The sequence below is a fragment of the Streptomyces yamdrokensis genome, from assembly GCF_053890455.1.
Genome location: NZ_CM132679.1, coordinates 5,115,865 through 5,138,548 on the forward strand (window position 1 = coordinate 5,115,865; position 22,684 = coordinate 5,138,548).

Genomic DNA, 22,684 nt, shown 5'->3' on the forward strand with positions numbered 1-22,684 from the left:
CGCGCCGGAGCTGTTCGAAGTCATGGAACGCAACCTAAAGGCGGGGTGGGACAACGCCGTGCCCCCGCCCCGGCCGGGCGCCTCGTAGGCTGGTCCCATGACGGAACTGCCCGCTCGGCGGCTGCTGCTGGTGCACGCCCACCCGGACGACGAGTCGATCAACAACGGGGCCACCATGGCCCGCTACGCCGCCGAGGGCGCGCGGGTGACGCTGGTCACCTGCACGCTCGGTGAGCGGGGCGAGGTCATCCCGCCCGAGCTGGCCCACCTGTCCGGTGCCGCTCTCGGGCAGCACCGGATGGGGGAGCTGACCGGGGCGATGCGCGCCCTCGGTGTCGAGGACTTCCGGCTGCTCGGCGGCGCCGGGCGCTACAGCGACTCCGGGATGACGGGCCTGCCCGACAACGACGACCCCGGCTGCTTCTGGCAGGCCGACGTCGACCAGGCCGCCGGCCTCCTCGCCGAGGTCGTCCTCGAGGTCCGGCCCCAGGTGCTCGTCACGTACGACGAGAACGGCGGCTACGGGCACCCCGACCACATCCAGGCGCACCGCGTCGCCATGCGCGCGGTCGAACTCGCCGCCCGGGACGGCTGGGACATCCCCAAGGTCTACTGGAACCGGGTGCCACGCTCCGTCGCCGAGGCCGCCTTCGCGCGGCTGGACGACGCACTGCCCGGGCTGCCGTTCGACAAGGCGGGCGAGGTCGGTGACGTCCCCGGAGTCGTCGACGACGAACTGGTCACCACCGAGATCGACGGCACCGCGTACGCCGCCGCCAAGGCCGCCGCGATGCGCGCCCACGCCACCCAGATCACCGTGGCCGAGCCGTACGCGCCCTACTTCGTGCTCTCCAACGAACTCGCCCAGCCGCTGTTCACCACCGAGTACTACGAGTTGGTGCGCGGTGCGCGGGCCCTCGGCCGGGAGAGCGACCTGTTCGCCGGGGTCGGGGACAGCACAGGGGGCGGTACGGCCTTTGGGACGGGGGAGGCCTCGTGAGCGGCCGGACGAACGGGGACACGCCGGTGTCGGCGCTGGCCCAGCCGCTGCGGCTGCCCTCCTTCGGGCGAATCGCGGTCTGCGTGGGGCTGTTCCTGCTCGGTGCCGTGGTCGGGGTGGCCGGGGCGCTGGTGCAGCCCGCGTGGTTCCCGGGCGGGCTGCTGCTCGCCCTCGCCGCTGAGGCCGGACTCTGCCTGGGCGGAGCGCTCGCGCTGCGCAGCCGGGCCGGAGCCGCGTCGGCCGCCGGCGGCTGGGTGCTCGCGGCCCTCCTGCTCACCGTCAGCCGGCCGGAAGGCGACTTCCTGTTCGCCGCGGGAGCCGGTTCCTACCTCTTCCTGCTCGGCGGCATCGCCGTCGCTGTGATGTGTGCCACCCTCGCCCCGGGGCGGCAACCGGACGGCGCTCCCGCCCGACTTGGGAAGTGACGCACCCCTTCGCAGCGGTGCGCGCGCGGGGGTCCGGTGCGGATTTCCGCCACGGTCCGGAGATACCGGCCGGATGTGGCCAGTATGGTGGTGCGCGCGCCGTTGAGCCTCCCCGAACTCCCGGCTCCGGCCGGGTTGGGGGAGACCCCCACCGTGAGATCGTGACGGGCGGCGGAGCCAACCAGGAGAACCTGCCTTGAGTCGTGAAACTGACACTCCGTCCAACGGGCCCAACGGGCGCGGCGGAGCCGCATATCCGTCGGGCACCCCGCCCTACGGGATTCCGGCGGTTCCGGGTGAGGCGGCGGCCGCGGGCCGGCCTGCCGAGCAGCGTCCGGACGACCGCAAGACCGAGACCACGCTGACGACCAGAATCCGGATCAACATCCCCGGTTCCCGGCCCATTCCGCCGGTCGTCGTGCGCAAGACCGTCACGGACGGCGAAGGCACGGACGGCACCGACACCCAGGGTGCGGACCGGGACCGTGGCGGGGCCAACGCCCAGGCACCGGCGCCGGGTTCCCCCCGGGCGCCGGGCGCCGGCAACGGAACCGGCCCCGGGGCCGCCGAGTCTCCCGCTCCGGGCGGCCCGCGGGCCGCGCCGCAGCCGTCCGTGCCTCAGCAGGCGGCCCCGCCGGACAAGCCGACCAGCGAGTGGTTCGCGCCCCGCAGGTCCGGTCCGGGCAAGGGTGCCGCGGGCGGCGGCTCCGGCAACGGGGCGGGCCCGGCGGGCGGTTCGGGTCCCGCGGGCGGCCCGAGGGCGCTCGGCGCGGGGCCTTCGGGCCCGCCCGGTGCTCCCGGCGGCGGTGCGCGTCCGGGCGGACGTCCGCCCGGTGTGGGCGGCGGCATGAGCGTGACGGGCGGCAACTCCCGGCCCGGCGGCCCGGGTGGTCCCGGTGGTCCCGGCGGCACGAACGGTTCCGCACCCGCGGGCGGCAACGGCTCCGGGCTCTCCGGCGCGACCGGTGGGCCGGTCGCCCCCGGGCACGGCGGCGGCACCGGTTCCTTCGACGTGACCGAGGCGCTGGCCGGCAACCCGCTCGGCAACGGCGGTACGCGTCCGGGCGACCAGCGCCCGGACGCGGGCGGGAACGGTGGCGGCGAGCCGCGCCTCGACGGCACGCCGTTCTTCACGGACGACGACCTCGGAGCGCGGAACGGCCAGGCGGGGCAGCCCGGCCAGGCGGGCGGGCCCGGTCACCCCGGTCAGTCGCCGTACGGCGGTCAGGACGGTCCCGCTGGTCCTGCCGGTCCGGGTGGTCCTGCCGGTCCGGGTGGTCCTGCCGGTCCGGGTGGTGCTGCCGGTCCGGGTGGTCCGCGCGGTGCCCATGGCGGCCCCCACCCCGGTGGTGGGCTGAGCGACGACACCGCGAGCCTCACCCCGCAGCTCCCCGCCCCCGAACAGGGCACCCCGGGCTACGGAGCCCGCCTCGACAACGTCTCCGGGCAGACCGCCGCCAGCGGTGTCCCGGTCGTCCCGGCGAGCGCCTCCTTCGACGCGCACGACCCCTTCGGCGGCCCCGGCACGCACACGCCGCCCAGGCTGCCCGACCCGGTCACCCCGCCCCCGGCGACCTCCTCGAAGGCGCCGAAGAAGAAGGGCCGCCGCAAGCTCCCCCTGCTCGTCGGCGGCGTGCTCCTGCTCACCGGTGTCGCCTACGGCGCCGGCCTGCTGATGAACCACTCCGCCGTGCCCAAGGGCACCACCGTGCTCGGCGTGGACATCGGCGGCGGCACCCACGACGAGGCCGTGAAGACGCTCGACCAGGCCCTCGCCGACCGGCTGGACAAGCCGCTCGAGCTGACCGTCGGGGACAGGACCGTCGAACTCGAGCCGGACAACGCCGGACTGCAGTTCGACACCGCCGAGACCGTCGGCGCGGCGGCCCGGAGCGACTACAACCCGGTCTCCGTCATCGGCTCGCTCTTCGGCAACAGCCGTGTCGTCGACCCCGTCATCCCCGTCGACGAGGAGAAGCTGCAGGCCGCCCTGGAGTCGGCGGGCGGCTCCGGCAACGACGGCACGATCAGGTTCGAGTCCGGCAGGGCCGTCGCCGTCTACGGCAAGCCCGGTGCGGGGATCGACGCCGACAAGTCGGCCGCGGCGGTCGAGGAGGCGTACCGGACCCAGGTCGAGACCGGCTCCTCGTCCGCGGTGACGGTGCCGACGACCACCCGGGAACCCACGGTGTCCAAGGCCGAGGTCGACCGGATGATGAAGGAGTTCGCCGAGCCCGCGATGTCCGGCCTGGTCACGGTCCAGACCGACACCGGGCAGAGCATCGCCTTCAGCCCGGAGAACTCGCTGTGGAAGTTCCTCGGCGTCAAGGCGCAGGACGGCAAACTGGTCGAGTTCTACGACCGGAAGGCGCTCCAGGAGCTCTACGGGGACGTCTTCGACGGCGTGCTCATCACCCGCGGCAACGGGGAGAAGACCCCCGTCACCGTCGAGGACGTGATCGGCGCCCTGCGCCCGGCGCTCCAGAGCACCAGCGACCGCGTCGCCGTGATCGAGACCGATCCCAGCTGAGGCCGGGCCGGTCCGGCTGAAGCCGGACCGGCCCCGATCCGCCGGCCGAGCCCCGTACGACACCCGTCGTGCGGGGCTCAGGTGTTTCCGCACCGCCGGGAGCAGGCGGATCCGGCCCCGGGCCGTGAGGCGGAACGCGAAGCCCGCGCGGCCCGGCGGTACCTGCCCGGGGTGCGCGCGGCCCTGCGAGAACGGCGCCGTCGGGGCCGGACCGGGTCCTGGCAGCCCCGTCGTTGCCCGCGCGAGGGCGGGCAACGACGGGGCCGTGGTGCGCTCAGTGGGCGACGGCCGCCACGGGCTCCTCGTCGTTCGCCGACCGGGCACGCATGTCCCTCATCTCCTCGGCGCGGCCCTTGATGCCGATGACGGCGACCACGGCACCGACGAGGCACAGGACGCCGGTGACGGTGACGGCGGAGTGCAGGCCGTTGACGAACGCCTGGCCGCTGCCCTCGACGACCGCGGCCCTGATCTGTGCCGGCATGTCGCCGGAGACCGGGGCGATGCCCATCGTGACGGCGTCCTCGGCCTGCTCCAGACCGCGCGCCAGGCCCGTCGGGACCCCCGCGGCGGTCAGCTCACCGAACAGCGAGGAACCGACCTTGCCCGCGATGACGGTGACCAGCACCGACGTGCCGAGCGCACCACCGATCTGCAGCATGGTGGACTGCAGGCCGGAGGCCACACCGCCGTCCTGGACGGGCGCGTTGCCGATGATCGCTGCGGCGGTGGCGGGCAGCACGATGCCGACGCCGAGACCCAGTGCGACGAACGGCGGCCACATCGTGGCGTAGGACGAGTCGAGGCTCCAGGAGAGCATGCCGAACATGGCGGCGCCCGAGAGGACCAGGCCCAGCGGAATCGTGACGCGAGGGCCGAAGCGGGTGGTCAGCTGGGAGCCGACCGGAGAGGCGAACAGTGAGGCGAGCGACAGCGGCAGCGTGCTGACACCGGCCTCGACCGGCGTGTACCCGCGCACGTTCTGCAGGTACAGCATGATGAAGAAGATGCCGCCGAGCAGCACGAAGAAGTTCAGCAGGGTCATGACCGAGCTGGTGGTCAGCGACCGGTCGCGGAACAGGCGCATCGGCAGCAGCGGGTGTTCCTGCCGGGTCTCGTACCAGCCGAAGACGACCAGCAGCGCCAGGCCCAGGACGATGGAGCCGAGGGTCCCGGCCGAGGTCCAGCCCCACGTCTCGCCCTTCACGATGCCGAAGACGAGCGCGACCAGACCCGCGGCCAGCAGGACGACGCCGGGGAGGTCGAAGCGCTGGTGACCGGTGGGGTTCTTCGACTCGGCGAGGACGGCCGCGCTGAACAGCAGCGCGATGACGCCGATCGGCACGTTCAGGTAGAAGACCGACTCCCAGCCGACGTGCTCGACGAGCAGACCGCCGACGATCGGGCCCAGCGAGGTCGACACGGCCGAGACCATGCCCCAGACACCCACCGCGAGGGTGAACTTCCTCGGCGGGAAGACGGCGCGCAGGATGCCCAGGGTGTTGGGCATCAGGATGCCGCCCGCCAGACCCTGCAGGGCACGGAAGACGATGACGCCCTCGATGCTGCCGGCCAGGCCGATGGCGACCGAGGTGACGACGAACCCGCCGATGCCGACGAGGTAGTGGAAACGCCGGCCGAACCGGTCGCCGAGCTTGCCGCCGAGGATCATCGAGGCGGCGAGCGCGATCAGGTAGGAGTTGGTGACCCACTGCAGCTCGGCCGTGTCGGCCTCGAGGTCCCTGCCGATCGCCGGGTTGGCGATGGCGACGACGGAGCCGTCGAGCTGCACCATGAGCAGACCGAACGACACGGCGAACAGCGCGAGCCAGGGATTGGCCCGAAGCCGCTCGAGCCTCGACCGGGCGGCCGTGTCGGGGGCGGAGTGATCCACGGGAGTGGACGCCATGAGGAGAGCCGTTTCTTTCTCGAAGGGGGACGAACGAACCGCACGGCGAAGGGCCGCGGTTCGAGAGCAGGACCGGAGCGCCCGGCCGGTCGGCCGGCCCAGGACAGGGCAGGACAGGACAGGGCAGGGCGGGGCGGGGCGCACGGGGCCGTACACAGGGCTGTCCGGGGAGGACTGCTTCGGAAAAGGGGGAGGGGCGGCGAGGGGGCGGGCGGACGCGCCGGAGGACGGACGGGCGCCTCACCGCTTCATCGCGGGACGCGCGCGAACGCGTGCGCCGCGCGAGGCGGTGACGCCGTCGTCAGAGGGCCGCGGAGTGGAGCTGCCGGGCCAGCGCCTTCAGCGCGCCGAGGGCGGAACCGAGCGCGTCCAGTTCACCGTCGGTGAGGGACAGCATCGCCCGGCCGAGGTGGCTCTCCTCGAGAGCGGCGACCTCGGCGATCCGCTGCCGCGAGACGTCCGTGAGGTGGAGGTGGGCGATCCGCCTGTCGACGTCGTCCTGCCGGCGCTCCAGGTCGCCCCGCTCGGTGAGCTGGGAGACCAGCGCGCTGACGTTGTTCGGCTTCATCAGCAGGGCCTCGGCCGCCTCGCGGACCGTGGTGCCCTCGTTCTGCGCGACGAAGCGCAGCAGCGCGAGCTGCCCCTCGGGCGGCTTCGGGTGCGGGTACTCGCCGGCCACCCGCCGGTCCAGGGCCCGGTGCAGCACGGGGAGGCACGCCGCGAGCTCGGAGCTCACGTGCGCGACGCGCTGTTCGGAGGCATGGCCGGTGGACACCCGTGGATATTAGGTATCCGGTCATATCTATGTCAAGCGAGGTGTGAGGCGGGTCCTTTGGGCACGGCTCACGGGGCTCACGGGGCGGGCCTCAGTTGAGCAGCGCCCGTGCCGCTCGGGCCTCGCCGCGGATCCGGTCCGCCGTCGGCTCGTCCATCGCGGCCACCACGTCGGCGTACGTCTCCAGCTCCTCCGCGCCGGCGAGGAGATCGCCGCGCCGCACCAGCAACCGGGCCCGTTCGTAGCGCAGCTCCGCCGGCCGTGAGGGGAGCAGCAGGGACAGGTCCAGCGCCCACAGCGACACGTCCGACCGCTCCGGGCGGGCCTCGGCCCACGCCCGGATGTTGTTCAGGACGCGCAGCACGACCTCCAGCGGATCGGCCGGCGTCAGCATCGACGGGTCCAGCCGCGCCCCCGTCGCCCCGGCGACCAGCAGCTCCGTGTCCGCCCCGGTCAGCACCCGGCCGCCCTCGAAGGGATCGACGAACACCTGCTGCTCCGCCTTCGCGCCACCCTCCCCAAGGCCGACCACGAAGTGGCCGGGCAGGCCGACCCCGTACACCGGTGCCCCCGCCCGCCGGGCGACCTCCAGCCACACCACCGACAGCAGGATCGGCAGCCCGCGCCGGCGCCGCAGCACCTCGTGCAGCAGCGACGACTCCAGACGCTGGTAGTCGCCCGGGGTGCCGTGGAAGCCGCACCGCTCGCCCAGCAGCTCCCGCAGCGCCGACGCCCACGCGCGCGGGGCGCCGGGCCGGTGGGGGAGACGGCCCGCCAGCGCGTCCAGCTCGATCTGGGCGGCGTCGATGCCCGCCTCGTCCAGCGTGCCGTCCGCCTCCGCGCCGACCAGCAGGCACAGCGTGGCGAGATCCGGCCGCTCGGACCGGGCCTCCTCGGTGAACCGCCGCCGCAGTTCGGCGGAGCGTTCCGGGGGCGGGGGATGGGGGGAGCGCATGACCGGTTCGTGCCCTCTCAGGGCGACCCGTCACCGGCCGGAGCCGACGACCGGGGCGCGCGGTAGTGGTGGTAGGCGTGGTGTGCGGCGAAACCCATTCTGTCGTACAGGGCGCGCGCTCCCGCGTTGTCGACCTCCACCTGGAGCCAGGCGGCCGACGCGCCCTCGTCGAGCGCCCGCCGGGCCAGCGCGGCCATCACGGCGGTCGCGAGCCCACGCCGCCGCAGCGCCGGATCCACCTCGACGGCCGCGAAACCGGCCCACCGCCCGTCCACGACACACCGCCCGATGGCCGCGGGAGCGCCACCCGCGCCCCCGTCGTCCCCGGGCACGGTCGCGAACCACACCGACGGACCGCTGCCCAGCACCTTCAGGGCGACCTCGCCCAGACCCCGGCGCCGGTAGCGCGCCAGCCACGCCTCGTCGGCCTCCCGGGACAGGACGACGTCCACCCCGGCGGACTCCGTGCCGGACGGTGCCGGTCCCAGGTCGGCCACCGGCGCGAGCCCGCCGACCCACAACTCGGCGGTCACCTCCCGCACCCAGCCCCGCCGCTCCAGCTCCGCGCCCAGCGCCTCCTGCGTCCCCTCGGCGCCGGTCGCCGTCTGCACGTAGGCGGGCAGCCCGCGCCCGGCGTACCAGCGGCGCACGGCCGTCAGCGCCTCGTCCAGCTCCGCGCCCGGGTCGCCGAGCGGCAGCACCGAGTTGGCCCGGCGGGTGAACCCGGCCGCAGCCCTCAGCTCCCACGCGCCCAGCGGCTCGCTCTCCACGGGCCGCCACGCCCGCGCGGCGACCCGTGCCAGCTCCTCGTACGAGGCGGCCGGACCGCGCCGGCGGGCCGGTGCGGACGGGACCACCTTGCCCGCGGCCAGCGCGGACTCCCTCACGAGCACGCTCTCGCCGCTCTTTTGAGTGATCCGCAGCACACCGCTGTCCCATGATGTGAGAACTCCGACGGCGTCGGTGAACTTCTCACCCGGGGGACCATGTTCGATCAAGCTCCGTACGGAGACCCGTTTACCCACGTCAGCGGTGGTGATGCGGACCTCGAGACGTCCGGCGGCGGATATTTCCACAGGTCGGTTCACCCCTCCTGTTCGGATCGTGCCCAGGAACGGAGATACTAGGGGCGGGCATCGACGACGCCGCGCTCCCGCGCGCCAGGCGGCGGAGCCTGAGGAGGCCCGCCAGCGCCCTATCGAGGAGGAACGACAGCGTGACCTACGTCATCGCGCAGCCTTGTGTCGACGTGAAGGACAAGGCGTGCATCGAGGAGTGCCCGGTCGACTGCATCTACGAGGGCCAGCGGTCCTTGTACATCCACCCGGACGAATGCGTCGACTGTGGCGCCTGTGAACCGGTCTGCCCGGTCGAGGCCATCTTCTACGAGGACGACACTCCCGAGGAGTGGAAGGACTACTACAAGGCGAACGTCGAGTTCTTCGACGACCTCGGCTCGCCCGGCGGCGCCAGCAAGCTCGGGCTGATCGAGCGCGACCACCCGTTCATCGCCGCGCTGCCGCCGCAGGCGTAAGCATTCGGGCGGCCCCAAAGCGGCCCCCGCCCGCGCCGCCACGGTCCCGTACGGCCTGATCACCCCGATCGGCGCCGCACGGGGCCGAGGCGTTTGCCGCACCAGAAAGTGAGCGAGAACCCGTGTCCGCAGTCTCCGACCGGCTGCCCACCTTCCCCTGGGACAAGCTGGAGCCCTACAAGAAGACGGCCGCCGCGCACCCCGACGGCATCGTCGACCTCTCCGTCGGCACCCCCGTCGACCCGGTCCCCGAGCCGATCCAGAAGGCCCTGATCGCCGCCGCGGACTCCCCGGGCTATCCCACGGTCCGGGGCACCCCGGAACTGCGCGACGCGCTCACCCGCTGGGTGGAGCGCCGCCTGGGCGCCCGTGACATCACCCACGACCACGTGCTGCCGGTCGTCGGCTCCAAGGAACTGGTCGCCTGGCTCCCCACCCAGCTGGGCCTCGGCCCCGGCGACCGGGTGGCGTACCCGCTCCTGGCCTATCCGACGTACGAGGTCGGCGCCCGCCTGGCCCGCGCGGAGTACGAGGCGTACTCGCTGACACCAGGCGCCGACGCGCCGGGCCCGACCGAGCTGGACCCGGCCGGCCTGAAGCTCCTCTGGCTGAACTCCCCGTCCAACCCCACGGGCCAGGTGCTCCCCAGGGCGGAGCTGACCCGTATCGTCGCCTGGGCCCGCGAGCACGGCGTCCTCGTCTTCTCCGACGAGTGCTACCTCGAACTGGGCTGGGACGCCGACCCGGTCTCGGTGCTGCACCCGGACGTCAACGGCGGCTCGTACGACGGCATCGTCGCCGTGCACTCGCTGTCCAAGCGGTCCAACCTCGCGGGCTACCGCGCCGCCTTCCTGGCCGGCGACCCCGCCGTCCTCGGCCCGCTGCTGCAGATCCGCAAGCACGGCGGCATGATGACCTCGGCGCCCACCCAGGCGGCCGTGGTGGCGGCCCTGGGCGACGACGACCACGTCCGCGTCCAGCGCGAGCGCTACACGGCCCGCCGCACCGCCCTGCGGATGGCCCTCCTCGGACACGGCTTCCGCATCGAGCACAGCGAGGGCGGGCTCTACCTGTGGGCCACCCGCGACGAGTCCTGCTGGGACACCGTCGCCCGCCTCGCCGAGCGCGGCATCCTGGTCGCACCGGGCGACTTCTACGGTCCGGCCGGCGAGCGGTTCGTACGCGTCGCCCTCACCGCCACGGACGAGCGGGTACGGGCGGCGGTGGAACGACTGAAGGCGTGACGCGGGGGAGCGGAGACACGAGCGCCGTCGGGGCCCAGGTTCCTCCTGGGCCCCGACGGCGCTCGTGCGGTCCGGGCGGAGCCGGCCGGATCCCCGTGGATCCGGGCGCGTCAGCCGAGCGGCAGCGCGGTGGCCGGGAGGGTCCGGGCGGCCGGCACGCCGTCCAGGCCGACGGCGTCGGCCGGCAGCGCGTCCCCGGCGGCCTGCTCGAGTGCCTGGCCTCCGGCGTTGCCCGCGGTGTCGGTGACGGTGTGCGTCGCGTCGTCCACGGTGCCGGTCGCGCCGGCCTCGTCCAGGACGGTCAGGCCGCCGACGCTCGGGCTGACCGGCAGCTCGGGGGCCGCGACGGCGGAACCGGCCGCACCGACCCCGGCGGCGGCTCCGGCGGCGACGAGCAGCGCGGCACGGGCGATCCGACGGGTCAGGGGGAGGGACATGGTGCTCCTTCGGCGGGAGAGAACGGTGAGACGTCCAGCCGGACCCGGTGATCGGCCTCCGGACTCGGACGCAGTGACTACCGCTCGAAGGGCGGGAAGGTTGCGGTGCGGCGACGTAAAGAGTTGGCAATGCGTCGCATTATCAGCTACGCCGAAAAGCGGACGAACGGTACGCCGTTCGATGGGCTGCCGAATGGTTACAGCGCCCAAGCCCCAAGGGGTGGGCCGAACCGGGGGCCGGCACGCGAAACCCGCTCATCCCGTCAAGGGCCCGACCCCCGGGGCAACCCCTGGGGGCGAGTCATCGGGCAACTGTGCGGGCGGCTGCGCACGGGGCCGCGCGGACTACTGCGCGGTCGTGATCCGGACCGTGTCCGCACCGCCGTCCGCACCGCCGTCCGAGCCCGCGGAGTTCTTGCCGTCCTCGCCGTCCTCGCCGTCCTCGCCGTCCTCGCCGTCGATCGGGCTCCACCGGTCGCCGTCGCCCCCGGCGGTCCACTCCTCCCCCGCGTACGACACCCGCTCGATGTGCAGCGCGGAGGCGTTGGCCACGGCCCAGTGGGCCAGCTGCCAGCCCTGGTCCCTGCCCTTCCGGCCGGGATCCGCCTCGGTGGAGACCGGCAGCGTCATGGTCCGCCCGTCCGAGCCGGTGTCTTTGTCCCCGGGAGCGGAGGAGGAGTCCGCCGGGTCGCCGACCTCGGCACCGGCCGGCTCCAGGGCGTCCCGCCCGAAGTCGCGTGCCAGCGCGTCCCGTACCGCGTCCGCCCCCGCCGCGCGGGTCGCCGCCGGGCGGCCCGCGCAGGTCAGGGTGGCCGCCGAACGGCGGCCGGTGAGAGCGGCGGCCAGCAGGGTGGCGTCCGGCTCGTGCTTGGCGTACGCCTGCGGGAAGCCGCTGAGCTGCACCCGCTGGGCGGCGACGGTGAGCGGCAGCCGGGTGTACCCCGGCACCTCCTCCAGACCGTCGTAGAACTTCCCCGCCGAGTACGCCGGGTCCATGATCTCCTCCGGCGTGCCCCAGCCCTGCGAAGGCCGCTGCTGGAACAGGCCGAGCGAGTCGCGGTCCCCGAAGTCGATGTTGCGCAGCGCCGACTCCTGGAGGGCGGTCGCCAGCGCGATCGTCACGGCCCGCTCGGGCAGGTCGCGCGCGGTGCCCACGGCCGTGATCGTCGCCGCGTTCACCGCCTGCTCGGGCGTGAACTCGTAGGTGGCCCCGTCGCCCTTGGCGGACACGACCCGGCAGCCCGGCCCGCTCGGACCGCCGCCCGTGTCGTACTGGACAGCCAGGTAGCCGGCGACTCCGAGGAGGACCACCAGGGCCGCCCCGAAGCGGAAGAAGCGGCCACGACGCTTGGAAGGAGGCGGTGACTCTGACACGCGTACAAGGTACTGGAGAGTACGAGGCGTGTGTGCCGGGTGTGGACAGTGCGCCCGCACCAGCGCGTTAGGGTCGTCGGCATGGCCGACACCCCGCTTGACCTCACCCTGGACGCGGCGCTCCTGACCGCGCGGCTCGTCGACTTCCCCTCCGTCAGCGGCACGGAGAAGCCGCTCGCGGACGCGGTCGAATCCGCCCTGCGCACCCTGCCGCACCTCACGGTCGACCGGTACGGCAACAACGTCGTGGCCCGTACGAACCTGGGGCGCGAGGAGCGCGTGATCCTCGCCGGTCACATCGACACGGTCCCGATCGCGGACAACGTCCCCTCCCGGCTCGACGAGGACGGCGTGCTGTGGGGCTGCGGAACCTGCGACATGAAGGCGGGCGTGGCCGTCCAGCTGCGCATCGCGGCCACCGTCCCCGCACCCAACCGGGACCTGACCTTCGTCTTCTACGACAACGAGGAGGTCGCCGCGGACCTCAACGGCCTCAAGCACGTCGCCGAGCAGCATCCCGACTGGCTGGAGGGCGACTTCGCGGTTCTCCTCGAGCCCTCCGACGGCCAGGTCGAGGGCGGCTGTCAGGGCACGCTCCGGGTGCTCCTGAGGACCACCGGCGAGCGGGCCCACTCCGCGCGCGGCTGGATGGGCTCCAACGCGATCCACGCGGCGGCCCCCGTCCTCGCCCGCCTCGCCTCCTACGAGCCGCGGTACCCGGTGATCGACGGCCTGGAGTACCGCGAGGGCCTGAACGCGGTGGGCATCTCCGGGGGCGTGGCCGGCAACGTCATCCCCGACGAGTGCGTCGTCGCCGTCAACTTCCGCTACGCCCCCGACCGCTCTCAGGCCGAAGCCCTCGCCCACGTCCGCGAGGTCTTCGCCGACTGCGGCGTGAGCGAGTTCGTCGTCGACGACCACAGCGGCGCGGCCATGCCCGGCCTCTCCCACCCGGCCGCGGCCGCCTTCATCGAGGCGGTGGGCGGCACCCCCCGGCCCAAGTACGGCTGGACGGACGTCTCCCGCTTCTCCGCGCTCGGCGTCCCGGCCGTCAACTACGGTCCCGGCAACCCGCACCTGGCGCACAAGCGGGACGAACGCGTGGAGACCGCGAAGATCATCGCGGGGGAGGAGCGGCTGCGGACCTGGCTGACCGCGTGAGCGCGCCGCCCCGGCAGGGCGTTTGGAACGCTTCTCTGCGGACATGCTGACGTCCCCCAGACGTAACCCGCGTGGATCTACGCTGAAGTGGAACGACCTCTCCTCCGGATCTCGGCATCTCCCGAGCGGGGGAGACCGCAACCGGAGGGAGCACATATGGCTACTGGCAACCCCGAGGGCAAGCAGAGCCCACCGGAGGAGCGGCGGCTGGGTCCGGTGCTCCGCAGGCGGGACCAGGTCCAGGCGAGCACCACGGACCAGCGGCTGCTGGACGGGCGCGCGCCCTCGGACTGGGTGCACACCGACCCCTGGCGGGTGCTGCGGATCCAGTCGGAGTTCATCGAGGGCTTCGGCACCCTCGCCGAACTGCCGCCCGCCATCAGCGTCTTCGGCTCGGCCCGCACCCCGGTGGACTCACCGGAGTACGAGGCCGGCGTCCGACTCGGCCGGGGCCTGGTCGAGGCGGGCTTCGCCGTCATCACCGGCGGCGGCCCCGGGGCCATGGAGTCGGCCAACAAGGGCGCCTGCGACGCCAACGGCATCTCGGTCGGCCTCGGCATCGAACTGCCCTTCGAGCAGGGACTCAACAGCTACGTCGACATCGGCCTGAACTTCCGGTACTTCTTCGTCCGCAAGCTGATGTTCGTCAAGTACTCGCAGGGCTTTGTCGTCCTGCCCGGCGGCCTCGGCACCCTCGACGAACTCTTCGAGGCGCTGACCCTGGTCCAGACGCAGAAGATCACCCAGTTCCCCATCGTCCTGTTCGGCACCGAGTACTGGGGCGGTCTGGTCGACTGGCTGCGCAACACGGTCATCGCCCAGGGCAAGGCAGCCGACAAGGACCTCCTCCTCATCCACGTCACGGACGACGTGGACGAAGCGGTGGCCCTGGTCTCGAAGGAAGCGGGCCGCTGAGGCCCACCTCCTGACCGGCCGGGTGCCGGCGTGGGCGGGCGCGGTCCTTGGGTCATCTCTTGGCCGACCGAGTCGGGTGATGGGTGGGCACAGGCCGGGGCCGGAGGCGGAGCCCCTGGCGGGCACGGGGCGGAGCCCCGTGCCCGGGGTCCGGGGGCGGCGCCGACGAAGTGGGCGTAGGGGCACGACCGTCCCCCGGGGCGGAGCCCTACGCCAGCCCTCGCCGGGCCACCGCCGGCGGGCGATGTCCCGCGATCGACGCCACCATGTCCAGCACCTGCCGCGTCTCCGCCACCTCGTGCACCCGGTACACCCGTGCCCCCAGCCACGCGGACACCGCAGTCGTCGCCAACGTCCCCAGCAGCCGTTCCCTGACCGGCCGGTCCAACGTCTCGCCGACGAAGTCCTTGTTGGACAGCGACACCAGCACCGGCCACCCGGTGGCGACCATCTCGTCCAGCCGCCGCGTCGCCTCGAGACTGTGCCGGGTGTTCTTGCCGAAGTCGTGCCCGGGATCGATCATCACCGACTCCCGCGGCACGCCCAGGGACACCGCACGCTCCGCCAGTCCCAGCGTCCGGTCCAGGATGTCGGCCATCACGTCCTCGTATTCCACCCGGTGCGGCCGGGTCCGCGGCAGTGCGCCTCCCGCGTGGGTGCACACCAGCCCGGCGCCGTGCCGCGCGGCGACCTCCGCGAGCCGCGGATCGACCCCGCCCCACGCGTCGTTCAGTACATCCGCCCCCGCCTCGCACACGGCCTCGCCGACCTCGTGCCGCCAGGTGTCCACACTGATCACGACGTCCGGGAAGCGCCGCCGCACCTCGGCGACGAAACCGACCGTCCGCCGGGCCTCCTCCTCGGCGGACACCTCCTCGCCCGGCCCGGCCTTCACCCCGCCGATGTCGATGATCGCGGCGCCCTCGGCCACCGCCCGCTCCACGCGCGCGAGCGCCGGTTCGTCGCGGAAGGTCGCGCCCCGGTCGTAGAAGGAGTCCGGGGTCCGGTTCACGATCGCCATGATCACCGGCTCGTGCGGTGCGAATTCCCGCCTGCCCAGCCTGAGCATCCCCTGAGACCTCTCCTCGTTCGGTTCCTCGTCGGGTCCGGTCCGCGGCCGTCCCCGGCCGCCTGTGATCCCGACTGTCAGACTCGCATGGCACGATCGGAGCCACACATCCGACTCCGGCCCGATCCGACCCTCCCGATCCAACCCTGGGGACCTCAGCGATGGTTATGTTCCTGTTCCTGGTCGTCGCGCTCGCCGTCGTGGTCGCCGCGGTGACCCTCGCGGTGGTGGGCGGCGGTGAGAGCGGCCCGCTGCCCGACGCGGCCCCCGACCGTCTGAGGGACACCCTGCCGCTGGACCGCCCGGTCAACCGCGCGGACGTGGACGCCCTCCGCTTCCCGCTCGCCGCCCGCGGCTACCGCATGGCCGACGTGGACGACGCGCTGAGCCGCCTCGGCGCCGAACTCGCCGAGCGCGACGCCCGGATCGCCGACATGGAGTCAGCGCTGGCCGGTGCCCGTGCCGTCGCGGCCCACGTCGCCCCGGACGAGCCCGCCGCCCGCCAGGAGGGAGACCAGCCGTGACCGACGGAGCCGCCCTCCCCGGCCCGGACGGCGCCCCGCGCTGCCCCTGGGCCCTGTCCGCCGAGGACTACATCACGTACCACGACGAGGAGTGGGGCCGCCCGGTCCACGGGGACGACGCCCTGTTCGAGCGCCTCAGCCTGGAGGCCTTCCAGTCCGGCCTGTCGTGGATCACGATCCTGCGCCGCCGTCCGGGCTTCCGTACCGCCTTCGCGGGCTTCCGGATCGCGGCCGTCGCGGAGTTCACCGACGCCGACCGGGAGCGTCTGCTCGCCGACGCCGGCATCATCCGCAATCGCGCCAAGATCGACGCGACCCTGGGCAACGCGCGGGTGCTGGCCGGATGGGCGCCGGGCGACCTGGATGCCCTGATCTGGTCGCATGCCCCCGACCCGGCCGGCCGGCCGGCCCCGGTGGCCCTCGCCGACGTCCCCCCGATCACCCCCGAGTCGACGGCGCTGTCCAAGGCCCTGAAGAAGCAGGGCCTGCGCTTCGTCGGCCCGACCACGGCGTACGCGCTGATGCAGGCCTGCGGCCTGGTCGACGACCACCTGAAGGACTGCGTGGCCCGACAGGCCTGAGCGGCGGCGGCGGGCAGACCCGCCGCAGGCCGCCCGGGTCCCCCGCCCCCCGGTCAGCGCCCCTGGTACTTCGGCTTCTCCTTGTTGACGAAGGCCTGCACGGCGATCGTGTGGTCCTCGGAGGCACCCGCCCGGGTCTGGAGCTCGTCCTCCTTCTCCAGGGCCTCCTCCAGGGAGTGGGTGAGCCCGTACGCCACCGACTCCTTCAGCGCCGCGTACGCCACCGTCGGCCCCGCGGCCAGCGCCCGCGCCGTCTTCCGGGCCTCCGCGTGCAACTCGGCGGCCGGGACCAGCCGGTTCGCGATCCCGAGGTCGTACGCCTCCTGGGCCGTGATGCTGCGGGGGAAGAGCAGCAGGTCGGTGGCGCGGCTCGGGCCGACGACCCGCGGCAGCGTCCAGGAGATCCCGGAGTCGGCGGTCAACGCGACCCCCGCGAACGACGTGTTGAACGCCGCCGTGTCCGCGACGATCCGGTAGTCCGCCGCCAGCGCGAAGCCGAATCCCGCCCCGGCCGCGACCCCGTTCACCGCGGCGACCACCGGCTTCGCGGCCCCGGCGAGCGCCTTCACGATCGGGTTGTAGTGCTCGCGCACCGTGCTCATCGTGCGCTCGCCGCCGTCCTCGCGGTCGGCGGCCAGCAGCCCGATGTGCTCCTTGAGGTCCTGCCCGACGCAGAACGCCCGGTCGCCGGCGGCGGTCAGCAGCACGGCCCGTACACCGTCGTCGTCCGCGGCGGCCCGGACCGCGTCCCGGAGCGCGACCTTCGCCGCCACGTTCAGCGCGTTCATCGCCTCCGGGCGGTTCAGCGTGATCGTCGCGAGTCCGTCGCCCACCTCGTAGAGAACGGTGTCGGCCATGGTGTACCCCTCCGCGTCGCGGCTCGTGGACCTACCCGTCAGTACGTCCCTGTGCAGGACAGCATGACGGAGATCGACGGCGGTGGAACGGAGCCCGCATGTGACCTGCGTCAAAGAATTCCGGTGCGTTTTCCGTCGGTGGAGCGGTGCGCGGTGGCGCAGTATCGCAGCCACATCGCCGAATTGAGTGGTTTTGCTCGCGCGCGTTGCCCAAGCGATGCCGACTGATGTTGGTCATCGGGTCCTGAGATGCGGGATAATGGCCTGGAAGCAATGTGTTCGATGCCGGTGGCGTGTGTCCTGCTTCAAGGACCGCAGGTGCCCTTCAGTGGGCCGTCGGCTTAGACGGTTGAGCTGGGTTTCAGGAAGGGGAACGAGCATGGCGGCCATGAAGCCGCGAACGGGTGATGGCCCGCTCGAGGTGACCAAGGAGGGGCGGGGCATCGTCATGCGCGTTCCGCTCGAAGGCGGCGGTCGGCTCGTCGTCGAGCTGACCCCGGATGAGGCCGACGCGCTCGGCGACGCCCTCAAGAAGGTCGTCGGCTGACGCGCAAGCGACCATACCCCTTCAGTCGCCCCGGTGCCGCATGCGGCACCGGGGCGACTGTTTGCACAGGTCAGGGGCAGAGAGGTCCACTGCCCACATCCACGGACGTCCGCTACCGCTTCACCGCGCAGAGCAGCCCGTCACCCACGGGCAGCAGGGACGACACCATCTCCTGACTCTCGCGCAGGGCCCGCACGAGTTCCCGCAGCCGCAGCACCTCGGTGGGCTGCGGGCCGGAGTCCACCGTCCGGCCGTTCGCGAAGACACCTTCGAAGGCGACCAGTCCTCCCGGGCGCAGCAGACGCAACGATTCGGCGAGATAGTCCTGGTACTCGAGCCGGTCGCCGTCGCAGAAGACGAGGTCGTAGCCGGAGTCCGCGAGGCGGGGCAGGACGTCCAGCGCCCGGCCCGGGATGAAGCGGGCCCTGTTGGCGGCGAAGCCCGCCGTACGGAAGGCCTGACGGGCCGACTGCTGGTGCTCCGGTTCCTGGTCGACCGTGGTGAGCACGCCGTCCGGCCGCATACCGTGCAGCAGGTGGATCCCGGAGACGCCGCAGCCGGTGCCGATCTCCGCGACCGCCTTGGCGTCCACGGTGGCCGCGAGCAATCGCAGGGCCGCACCCGTACCGGGCGACACCGCGCGCAGCCCTGCCTCACGGGCCCGGTCCCGGGCCCAGTGCAGCGCCTCGTCCTCGGCGACATAGGCGTCCGCGAACGCCCAGCTCGTCTGCCGGTTGGCGGTAATGACCCTCTCCTGTCCCCGTGGTTGCCTCGGCGTGACTTTATCCGTTGACGCCGGGAACCCACTGATGGGACCGGTCGTTTGAAGGGAAGAGCGAGCGGCGTGTGCCGTGGAGGGGGGTGGGCGAATGAGCGAGGACACCGAGCAAGTGCTGACGCAGGCCCACGAGCCGTGGCAGCCCATGTCAATTTCTCGCAAAACCGCTTATCCGGAGCTAACGGGCGAGGTGGCTATGGTAGGGGCTCCACCGGACACCATCAGAGCCGACAGGGGAGGTGCGGCTGCGCCTATGGATCGGGGGGGAGTGCTGAGGCGCTTCCTCGGATCGGCGGGCAGGCCGAAATCCGTGAACGACACCGCTGCTGACCACAGTCACGCCGCTGACCCGGCCCAGACCGCGAGCTTCTCCACCGACGCGGACGGGCAGGCGTGGACTCCGCCCACGTGGGAGGAGATCGTCAGCATGCACAGCGGCCGGGTCTACCGGCTCGCCTACCGTCTCACCGGTAACCAGCACGACGCGGAGGACCTCACCCAGGAGGTCTTCGTCCGCGTCTTCCGCTCGCTGTCGACGTACACGCCGGGCACCTTCGAGGGCTGGCTGCACCGTATTACCACCAACCTCTTCCTGGACATGGTGCGCCGCAAGCAGCGCATCCGTTTCGACTCGCTGGGCGACGACGCGGCCGAGCGGCTCCCCAGCAAGGAGCCCACACCCCAGCAGATCTTCAACGACACCCACTTCGACGCGGACGTCCAGCAGGCCCTCGACACGCTCGCGCCCGAATTCCGCGCCGCGGTCGTCCTCTGCGACATCGAGGGACTGTCGTACGAGGAGATCGCCGCGACCCTCGGCGTCAAGCTCGGCACGGTCCGGTCCCGGATCCACCGAGGGCGCTCCCAGCTGCGCAAGGCCCTCGCCCATCGCTCGCCCCAGGCACGTGCGGAGCGCCGCTCCTTCATGCCGCGTGTCCCCGCACTGGGGGGAGGGGGCACGAGCACGTGAGCGGTTCATGGCCGAAACCTGCCGAGGGACACCTCGCGGAGCAGCACCTGGGAGACCGCCTTTCCGCCCTGGTGGACGGAGAGCTCGGTCACGACGCGCGTGAGCGCGTACTGGCGCACGTCGCCACCTGCGCGAAGTGCAAGTCGGAGGTGGACGCGCAGCGCCGCCTGAAGAACGTCTTCGCACAAGTCGCGCCCCCACCCCCGTCCGAGAGCTTCCTGGCCCGCCTCCAGGGCCTTCCCGCGGGCGGTGACCTCGGCGGCGGCTCTCCGAAGGCCGGCGGGGGACTGCCGGGCGACCCGCCCGTGCAGCTCGGCGGGATGCCCGGAGCCTTCGGGACCGGCAGGCGCGGCGAGCGGTTCGAGTTCGCCTACGCACCTGCCCGGCGCTCCTCCCCCCTGCTCGCGTCCCCGTCGGGCGTGGACCGGGCGGACCGGGGTTTCCTCGTCCATGACGTCAGCCGGCACGAGCAGGACCGGTCCTCCTCACGCGGAATGCGGTTCGCCGCCGCGGCGGCGGGAGCGGTGTCCCTCGCGGCGATCGCCCTCGGCGGCGTCGTCACCGTCGCCCCCACCGACGCGGAGGTCCGCGGTTCGGGCAACGGCAGCAACGTGACGCCGCTGCGCACCCAGGGCAGTACGGCGGCGACAGCACCCGAGTCCCAGCGACGCCGGAGTGCCGTCCCGCTGCTGGGCCAACTGCAGGGCCAGGGCACGCTGGGCGACACCCCGGCCGCCCCGACCCAGGCGTCCGCGCCGCTGCTCCCCGGGGTGCCACCGCCCGCCCCCCGGCGCCACAGCCCCCTGGCGGTCACCCCCGTCATGGCAGGCGGGGCACCGATGGCACCGCTGACAGCGCCGCTGTCCCTGTCGGAGTGGGAGACGGCCCCGGGGCTCAAGCCGCCCGGCGGCTTCCCCGTCGCCGCCGTCTCGTCGCCCCCCGCCTCCTCCGCGCCCTCCGCCGGCGCGACCGCGGCGCCCGCCCCCGTCGCCTCCTCCCGCACCATCCGCTGACCGGTGCACCGGTCGGTGCACCGACCGCGTCCGCTGCGCACGGGCGTGCGAACCTGATTGAATCCAGGGGCGCGCCCGGGCCCATGCAGCCGGGCGTCGCACCAGGAGAGTTCCTACGCGCAGGCGTACGGAGCCACGGAGTCGACGATCTGCGGCCAGCTGTGGGGAGAGCATGAACGAGGGGAAGCCCCCGAAGGCGAGCCCGTCGGGGGAGCAGGAACAGCCGCCGGCCGAGCCCGGCGGGGACGGGGACTTCGAACTGGAGCGCCCGGCGCCGTCGAGCGGCTCCGACGACTTCGAACTCGCGCGGCCCGCCACGCCCCCGGCCGACACGGGGGACGACTACGAACCGCACCGCCCCCCGAGCGCCACGACGAGGGGGCCCGGCCTGCCGGAGGACGTCGAGCCCGCGGGAACCACCGGGCCGCGTGAGTCCGGCGCGGCCACGGAGCCCGCCGGGTCTGTCGGGTCTGCCGAGGTCGCCGGGCCCAGTGCCCTCGGCGAGCCCGCGGGAACCACCGCGCGGGGTGGGCCCGGCGCGACCGCGGAGCCCGTACGGCCCGCCGGGTCCGCCGTATCCGGTCTCCTCGGAGGCCGGTCCGAGCAGCCCCGGCCGTTGCACGACCCCGACCCCTACAGCACCCCGCCGTACGGTGAGCCGGGGCCCTGGGCGCCCGCACCCCCGGTTCAGCACCCGGCGGCGACTCCCGCGCAGGGCACATCGGTTCCGGCGCCGTCCCCGGAGCCGGGCGCCCTGCCGCACGGCATGCCCGCGCCCGGCGCCCCGGACACGAGCCACCCCGCAACCGCAACCGTGCCCGCGCCCGCGGCCGTGTTCCCGGCCCCGGACGCTCCGGCGGCGGACGACCAGGCGCCGACCGACCCCTGGCGACGTTACGACCCCTGGGCCGCCGCCGCGGCGAGCGCCCCGTTGCAGCAGACCGGGGGCGTGGTCGCCACGGAGGGGCAGCGGCGCAAGCGGGCCAGGAGGACGCTCGTCGGCCTCATGCTGGTGGTCGCGCTCGCCTCCGGCAGCGTCGGCGGGATCGTCGGCTCCCAGCTGGAGCGCAACGGCGGTGTCGGTTCCGTGGAACTCCCGCAGGCCGAGGGCAAGCCCGCCGGACGGGAACCCGGAAGCATCGCCGGGATCGCCGCGCAGGCCCTGCCCAGCGTCGTCACCCTGCACGCCAGCGGGGCGTCGTCGGCGGGCACCGGTACCGGATTCGTGCTCGACGGCCGCGGACACATCCTCACCAACGACCACGTCGTGCAGCCCGCCGGACGCGACGGCGAGATCACCGTGACCTTCCACAGCGGCGACACCACCGAGGCCACGGTCATCGGCCGGGACAGCGGCTACGACCTCGCCGTGGTGAAGGTCAAGGGCGTCAGCGGGCTCGCCCCCCTGCCCCTCGGCAACTCGGACAACGCGCAGGTGGGCGACCCCGTCGTCGCCATCGGCGCCCCCTTCGACCTGGCCGGCACGGTCACCGCCGGCATCATCAGCGCGCGCGAGCGCCCCATCACGGCGGGCGGCGAACAGGGTGACGGCAGCGACGTGTCCTACGTCGACGCCCTGCAGACCGACGCGCCGATCAACCCCGGCAACTCCGGTGGCCCCCTGCTCGACGCCGAGGGCCACGTGATCGGCATCAACTCCGCCATCCGCTCCGCCGACAGCGGCGGCGAGGCCGAGGGCGGCCAGGCCGGTTCCATAGGCCTCGGCTTCGCCATCCCGATCAACCAGGGCAAGCGCGTCGCCGAGGAACTGATCAACACCGGCAGGGCGACCCACCCGGTGATCGGCATCACCCTGGACATGGACTACGCCGGCGACGGTGCCCGCGTCGGCGCCAGGGGCAGCGACGGCGGCCCTCCGGTCAGCGGCGGCGGACCCGGGGACAAGGCCGGGATCAGGGCCGGCGACGTCATCACGAAGGTCGACGGGCAGCGCGTCCACTCCGGTGAGGAACTCATCGTCAAGACCCGCGCCCACCGTCCGGGAGACCGCCTGGAGCTCACCCTGGAACGGGACGGCAAGGAGCGCGAGGTCTCGCTCGTCCTCGGCTCCTCCGGCGGCGACTAG

The 22,684-nt window shown here is 73.4% G+C and carries 23 protein-coding genes; 14 read left to right on the top strand and 9 right to left on the bottom strand.

Translation table 11 applies throughout. From position 1 onward, the window contains the following. Positions 1 to 97: 97 nt before the first annotated feature. The 3 genes from mshB to ACWZEH_RS22905 all read left to right on the top strand — a co-directional run bounded on the left by mshB (position 98) and on the right by ACWZEH_RS22905 (position 3,955). Positions 98 to 1,000, top strand: a complete 903-nt coding sequence (gene mshB / locus ACWZEH_RS22895) for an N-acetyl-1-D-myo-inositol-2-amino-2-deoxy-alpha-D-glucopyranoside deacetylase (protein WP_456192985.1) — start codon at positions 98 to 100, stop codon at positions 998 to 1,000. Further along, positions 997 to 1,425: a DUF6113 family protein gene (locus tag ACWZEH_RS22900; RefSeq protein WP_456192986.1), complete on the top strand. Its 429-nt coding sequence runs from the start codon at positions 997 to 999 to the stop codon at positions 1,423 to 1,425. Before mshB ends, ACWZEH_RS22900 begins: the two co-directional genes overlap by 4 nt. A gap of 196 nt (positions 1,426 to 1,621) precedes the next feature. Beyond that, complete coding sequence (locus ACWZEH_RS22905; RefSeq protein ID WP_456192987.1) at positions 1,622 to 3,955, top strand: peptidoglycan binding domain-containing protein; 2,334 nt, start codon at positions 1,622 to 1,624, stop codon at positions 3,953 to 3,955. A 274-nt stretch (positions 3,956 to 4,229) separates the two neighbouring features. Here ACWZEH_RS22905 and ACWZEH_RS22910 read toward each other — a convergent pair whose 3' ends face one another. The 4 genes from ACWZEH_RS22910 to ACWZEH_RS22925 all read right to left on the bottom strand — a co-directional run bounded on the left by ACWZEH_RS22910 (position 4,230) and on the right by ACWZEH_RS22925 (position 8,670). Further along, positions 4,230 to 5,864, bottom strand: a complete 1,635-nt coding sequence (locus ACWZEH_RS22910; protein ID WP_456192988.1) for an MFS transporter — start codon at positions 5,862 to 5,864, stop codon at positions 4,230 to 4,232. A gap of 301 nt (positions 5,865 to 6,165) precedes the next feature. Beyond that, on the bottom strand, positions 6,166 to 6,639 hold the full coding sequence (locus ACWZEH_RS22915; protein ID WP_456192989.1) for a MarR family winged helix-turn-helix transcriptional regulator: 474 nt from the start codon (positions 6,637 to 6,639) through the stop codon (positions 6,166 to 6,168). A 91-nt stretch (positions 6,640 to 6,730) separates the two neighbouring features. After that, positions 6,731 to 7,594 (bottom strand): transglutaminase family protein, encoded by an 864-nt coding sequence (locus ACWZEH_RS22920; protein WP_456192990.1) that lies wholly within the window; start codon positions 7,592 to 7,594, stop codon positions 6,731 to 6,733. A 17-nt stretch (positions 7,595 to 7,611) separates the two neighbouring features. Then, positions 7,612 to 8,670, bottom strand: coding sequence for a GNAT family N-acetyltransferase (locus ACWZEH_RS22925; protein ID WP_456199783.1), 1,059 nt, complete (start codon positions 8,668 to 8,670; stop codon positions 7,612 to 7,614). Between the two features lie 140 nt (positions 8,671 to 8,810). Here ACWZEH_RS22925 and fdxA point away from each other — a divergent pair, with 140 nt between their 5' ends. Next, a complete protein-coding gene (gene fdxA, locus ACWZEH_RS22930; protein ID WP_055572727.1) occupies positions 8,811 to 9,128 on the top strand; it encodes a ferredoxin in 318 nt (105 codons plus the stop codon). Between the two features lie 122 nt (positions 9,129 to 9,250). Then, complete coding sequence (locus ACWZEH_RS22935) at positions 9,251 to 10,372, top strand: bifunctional succinyldiaminopimelate transaminase/glutamate-prephenate aminotransferase (RefSeq protein ID WP_456192991.1); 1,122 nt, start codon at positions 9,251 to 9,253, stop codon at positions 10,370 to 10,372. Between the two features lie 110 nt (positions 10,373 to 10,482). On the opposite strand, the gene ACWZEH_RS22940 is transcribed toward ACWZEH_RS22935, so the two are convergent. Both ACWZEH_RS22940 and ACWZEH_RS22945 read right to left on the bottom strand, forming a co-directional pair. Next, positions 10,483 to 10,809 (bottom strand): ATP-binding protein, encoded by a 327-nt coding sequence (locus ACWZEH_RS22940; RefSeq protein WP_456192992.1) that lies wholly within the window; start codon positions 10,807 to 10,809, stop codon positions 10,483 to 10,485. Between the two features lie 345 nt (positions 10,810 to 11,154). Further along, positions 11,155 to 12,183, bottom strand: coding sequence for a VldE C-terminal domain-containing protein (locus ACWZEH_RS22945; protein WP_456192993.1), 1,029 nt, complete (start codon positions 12,181 to 12,183; stop codon positions 11,155 to 11,157). An 81-nt stretch (positions 12,184 to 12,264) separates the two neighbouring features. Here ACWZEH_RS22945 and dapE point away from each other — a divergent pair, with 81 nt between their 5' ends. Beyond that, positions 12,265 to 13,344, top strand: a complete 1,080-nt coding sequence (gene dapE / locus ACWZEH_RS22950; protein ID WP_456192994.1) for a succinyl-diaminopimelate desuccinylase — start codon at positions 12,265 to 12,267, stop codon at positions 13,342 to 13,344. Between the two features lie 156 nt (positions 13,345 to 13,500). Next, positions 13,501 to 14,259, top strand: a complete 759-nt coding sequence (locus ACWZEH_RS22955) for an LOG family protein (protein WP_456192995.1) — start codon at positions 13,501 to 13,503, stop codon at positions 14,257 to 14,259. Positions 14,260 to 14,467: 208 nt separating this feature from the next. On the opposite strand, the gene folP is transcribed toward ACWZEH_RS22955, so the two are convergent. Further along, on the bottom strand, positions 14,468 to 15,328 hold the full coding sequence (gene folP / locus ACWZEH_RS22960; protein WP_456192996.1) for a dihydropteroate synthase: 861 nt from the start codon (positions 15,326 to 15,328) through the stop codon (positions 14,468 to 14,470). A gap of 161 nt (positions 15,329 to 15,489) precedes the next feature. Between folP and ACWZEH_RS22965 the strand changes: the two genes are divergently transcribed. Together ACWZEH_RS22965 and ACWZEH_RS22970 are read left to right on the top strand one after the other, a co-directional pair. Further along, positions 15,490 to 15,852: a DivIVA domain-containing protein gene (locus ACWZEH_RS22965; protein ID WP_456192997.1), complete on the top strand. Its 363-nt coding sequence runs from the start codon at positions 15,490 to 15,492 to the stop codon at positions 15,850 to 15,852. Continuing rightward, the gene (locus ACWZEH_RS22970; RefSeq protein WP_456192998.1) at positions 15,849 to 16,433 is read left to right on the top strand and encodes a DNA-3-methyladenine glycosylase I; all 585 of its coding nucleotides are present in this window, start codon (positions 15,849 to 15,851) and stop codon (positions 16,431 to 16,433) included. The genes ACWZEH_RS22965 and ACWZEH_RS22970 overlap by 4 nt, the downstream gene beginning before the upstream one ends. Positions 16,434 to 16,486: 53 nt before the next feature. On the opposite strand, the gene chcB is transcribed toward ACWZEH_RS22970, so the two are convergent. After that, positions 16,487 to 17,290 (bottom strand): 2-cyclohexenylcarbonyl CoA isomerase, encoded by an 804-nt coding sequence (chcB, locus tag ACWZEH_RS22975; RefSeq protein ID WP_456192999.1) that lies wholly within the window; start codon positions 17,288 to 17,290, stop codon positions 16,487 to 16,489. Positions 17,291 to 17,353: 63 nt separating this feature from the next. On the opposite strand from chcB, the gene ACWZEH_RS22980 reads away from it, so the two are divergent. Further along, positions 17,354 to 17,518 (top strand): hypothetical protein, encoded by a 165-nt coding sequence (locus tag ACWZEH_RS22980; protein ID WP_456193000.1) that lies wholly within the window; start codon positions 17,354 to 17,356, stop codon positions 17,516 to 17,518. A gap of 151 nt (positions 17,519 to 17,669) precedes the next feature. Beyond that, on the top strand, positions 17,670 to 17,837 hold the full coding sequence (locus ACWZEH_RS22985) for a DUF3117 domain-containing protein (RefSeq protein WP_003966491.1): 168 nt from the start codon (positions 17,670 to 17,672) through the stop codon (positions 17,835 to 17,837). A 112-nt stretch (positions 17,838 to 17,949) separates the two neighbouring features. Here the strand turns inward: ACWZEH_RS22985 and ACWZEH_RS22990 are convergent, their stop codons facing one another. Continuing rightward, entirely contained in the window at positions 17,950 to 18,762 is an 813-nt protein-coding gene (locus ACWZEH_RS22990; protein ID WP_456193001.1) for an O-methyltransferase, read from the bottom strand. 106 nt (positions 18,763 to 18,868) lie between these two features. Between ACWZEH_RS22990 and sigE the strand changes: the two genes are divergently transcribed. From sigE to ACWZEH_RS23005, 3 genes are all read left to right on the top strand, one after another. After that, positions 18,869 to 19,585: an RNA polymerase sigma factor SigE gene (gene sigE / locus ACWZEH_RS22995; protein ID WP_456193002.1), complete on the top strand. Its 717-nt coding sequence runs from the start codon at positions 18,869 to 18,871 to the stop codon at positions 19,583 to 19,585. After that, on the top strand, positions 19,582 to 20,598 hold the full coding sequence (locus tag ACWZEH_RS23000; protein ID WP_456193004.1) for an anti-sigma factor family protein: 1,017 nt from the start codon (positions 19,582 to 19,584) through the stop codon (positions 20,596 to 20,598). Before sigE ends, ACWZEH_RS23000 begins: the two co-directional genes overlap by 4 nt. Before the next feature lie 172 nt (positions 20,599 to 20,770). Then, positions 20,771 to 22,684 (top strand): S1C family serine protease, encoded by a 1,914-nt coding sequence (locus tag ACWZEH_RS23005; protein ID WP_456193005.1) that lies wholly within the window; start codon positions 20,771 to 20,773, stop codon positions 22,682 to 22,684.

Bases quoted from the DNA above. Each gene is read 5' to 3' on its own strand.
- folP (WP_456192996.1), bottom strand. From the start codon at position 15,328: ATGCTCAGGCTGGGCAGGCGGGAATTCGCACCGCACGAGCCGGTGATC.
- sigE (WP_456193002.1), top strand. From the start codon at position 18,869: ATGGATCGGGGGGGAGTGCTGAGGCGCTTCCTCGGATCGGCGGGCAGG.
- ACWZEH_RS22980 (WP_456193000.1), top strand. From the start codon at position 17,354: ATGACGGAGATCGACGGCGGTGGAACGGAGCCCGCATGTGACCTGCGT.
- chcB (WP_456192999.1), bottom strand. From the start codon at position 17,290: ATGGCCGACACCGTTCTCTACGAGGTGGGCGACGGACTCGCGACGATC.
- ACWZEH_RS22955 (WP_456192995.1), top strand. From the start codon at position 13,501: ATGGCTACTGGCAACCCCGAGGGCAAGCAGAGCCCACCGGAGGAGCGG.
- ACWZEH_RS22920 (WP_456192990.1), bottom strand. From the start codon at position 7,594: ATGCGCTCCCCCCATCCCCCGCCCCCGGAACGCTCCGCCGAACTGCGG.
- ACWZEH_RS23005 (WP_456193005.1), top strand. From the start codon at position 20,771: ATGAACGAGGGGAAGCCCCCGAAGGCGAGCCCGTCGGGGGAGCAGGAA.
- ACWZEH_RS22990 (WP_456193001.1), bottom strand. From the start codon at position 18,762: ATGGGCTGCCACGGCTCGTGGGCCTGCGTCAGCACTTGCTCGGTGTCC.
- dapE (WP_456192994.1), top strand. From the start codon at position 12,265: ATGGCCGACACCCCGCTTGACCTCACCCTGGACGCGGCGCTCCTGACC.
- ACWZEH_RS22965 (WP_456192997.1), top strand. From the start codon at position 15,490: ATGGTTATGTTCCTGTTCCTGGTCGTCGCGCTCGCCGTCGTGGTCGCC.
- ACWZEH_RS22940 (WP_456192992.1), bottom strand. From the start codon at position 10,809: ATGTCCCTCCCCCTGACCCGTCGGATCGCCCGTGCCGCGCTGCTCGTC.
- ACWZEH_RS22910 (WP_456192988.1), bottom strand. From the start codon at position 5,864: ATGGCGTCCACTCCCGTGGATCACTCCGCCCCCGACACGGCCGCCCGG.
- ACWZEH_RS22985 (WP_003966491.1), top strand. From the start codon at position 17,670: ATGGCGGCCATGAAGCCGCGAACGGGTGATGGCCCGCTCGAGGTGACC.
- mshB (WP_456192985.1), top strand. From the start codon at position 98: ATGACGGAACTGCCCGCTCGGCGGCTGCTGCTGGTGCACGCCCACCCG.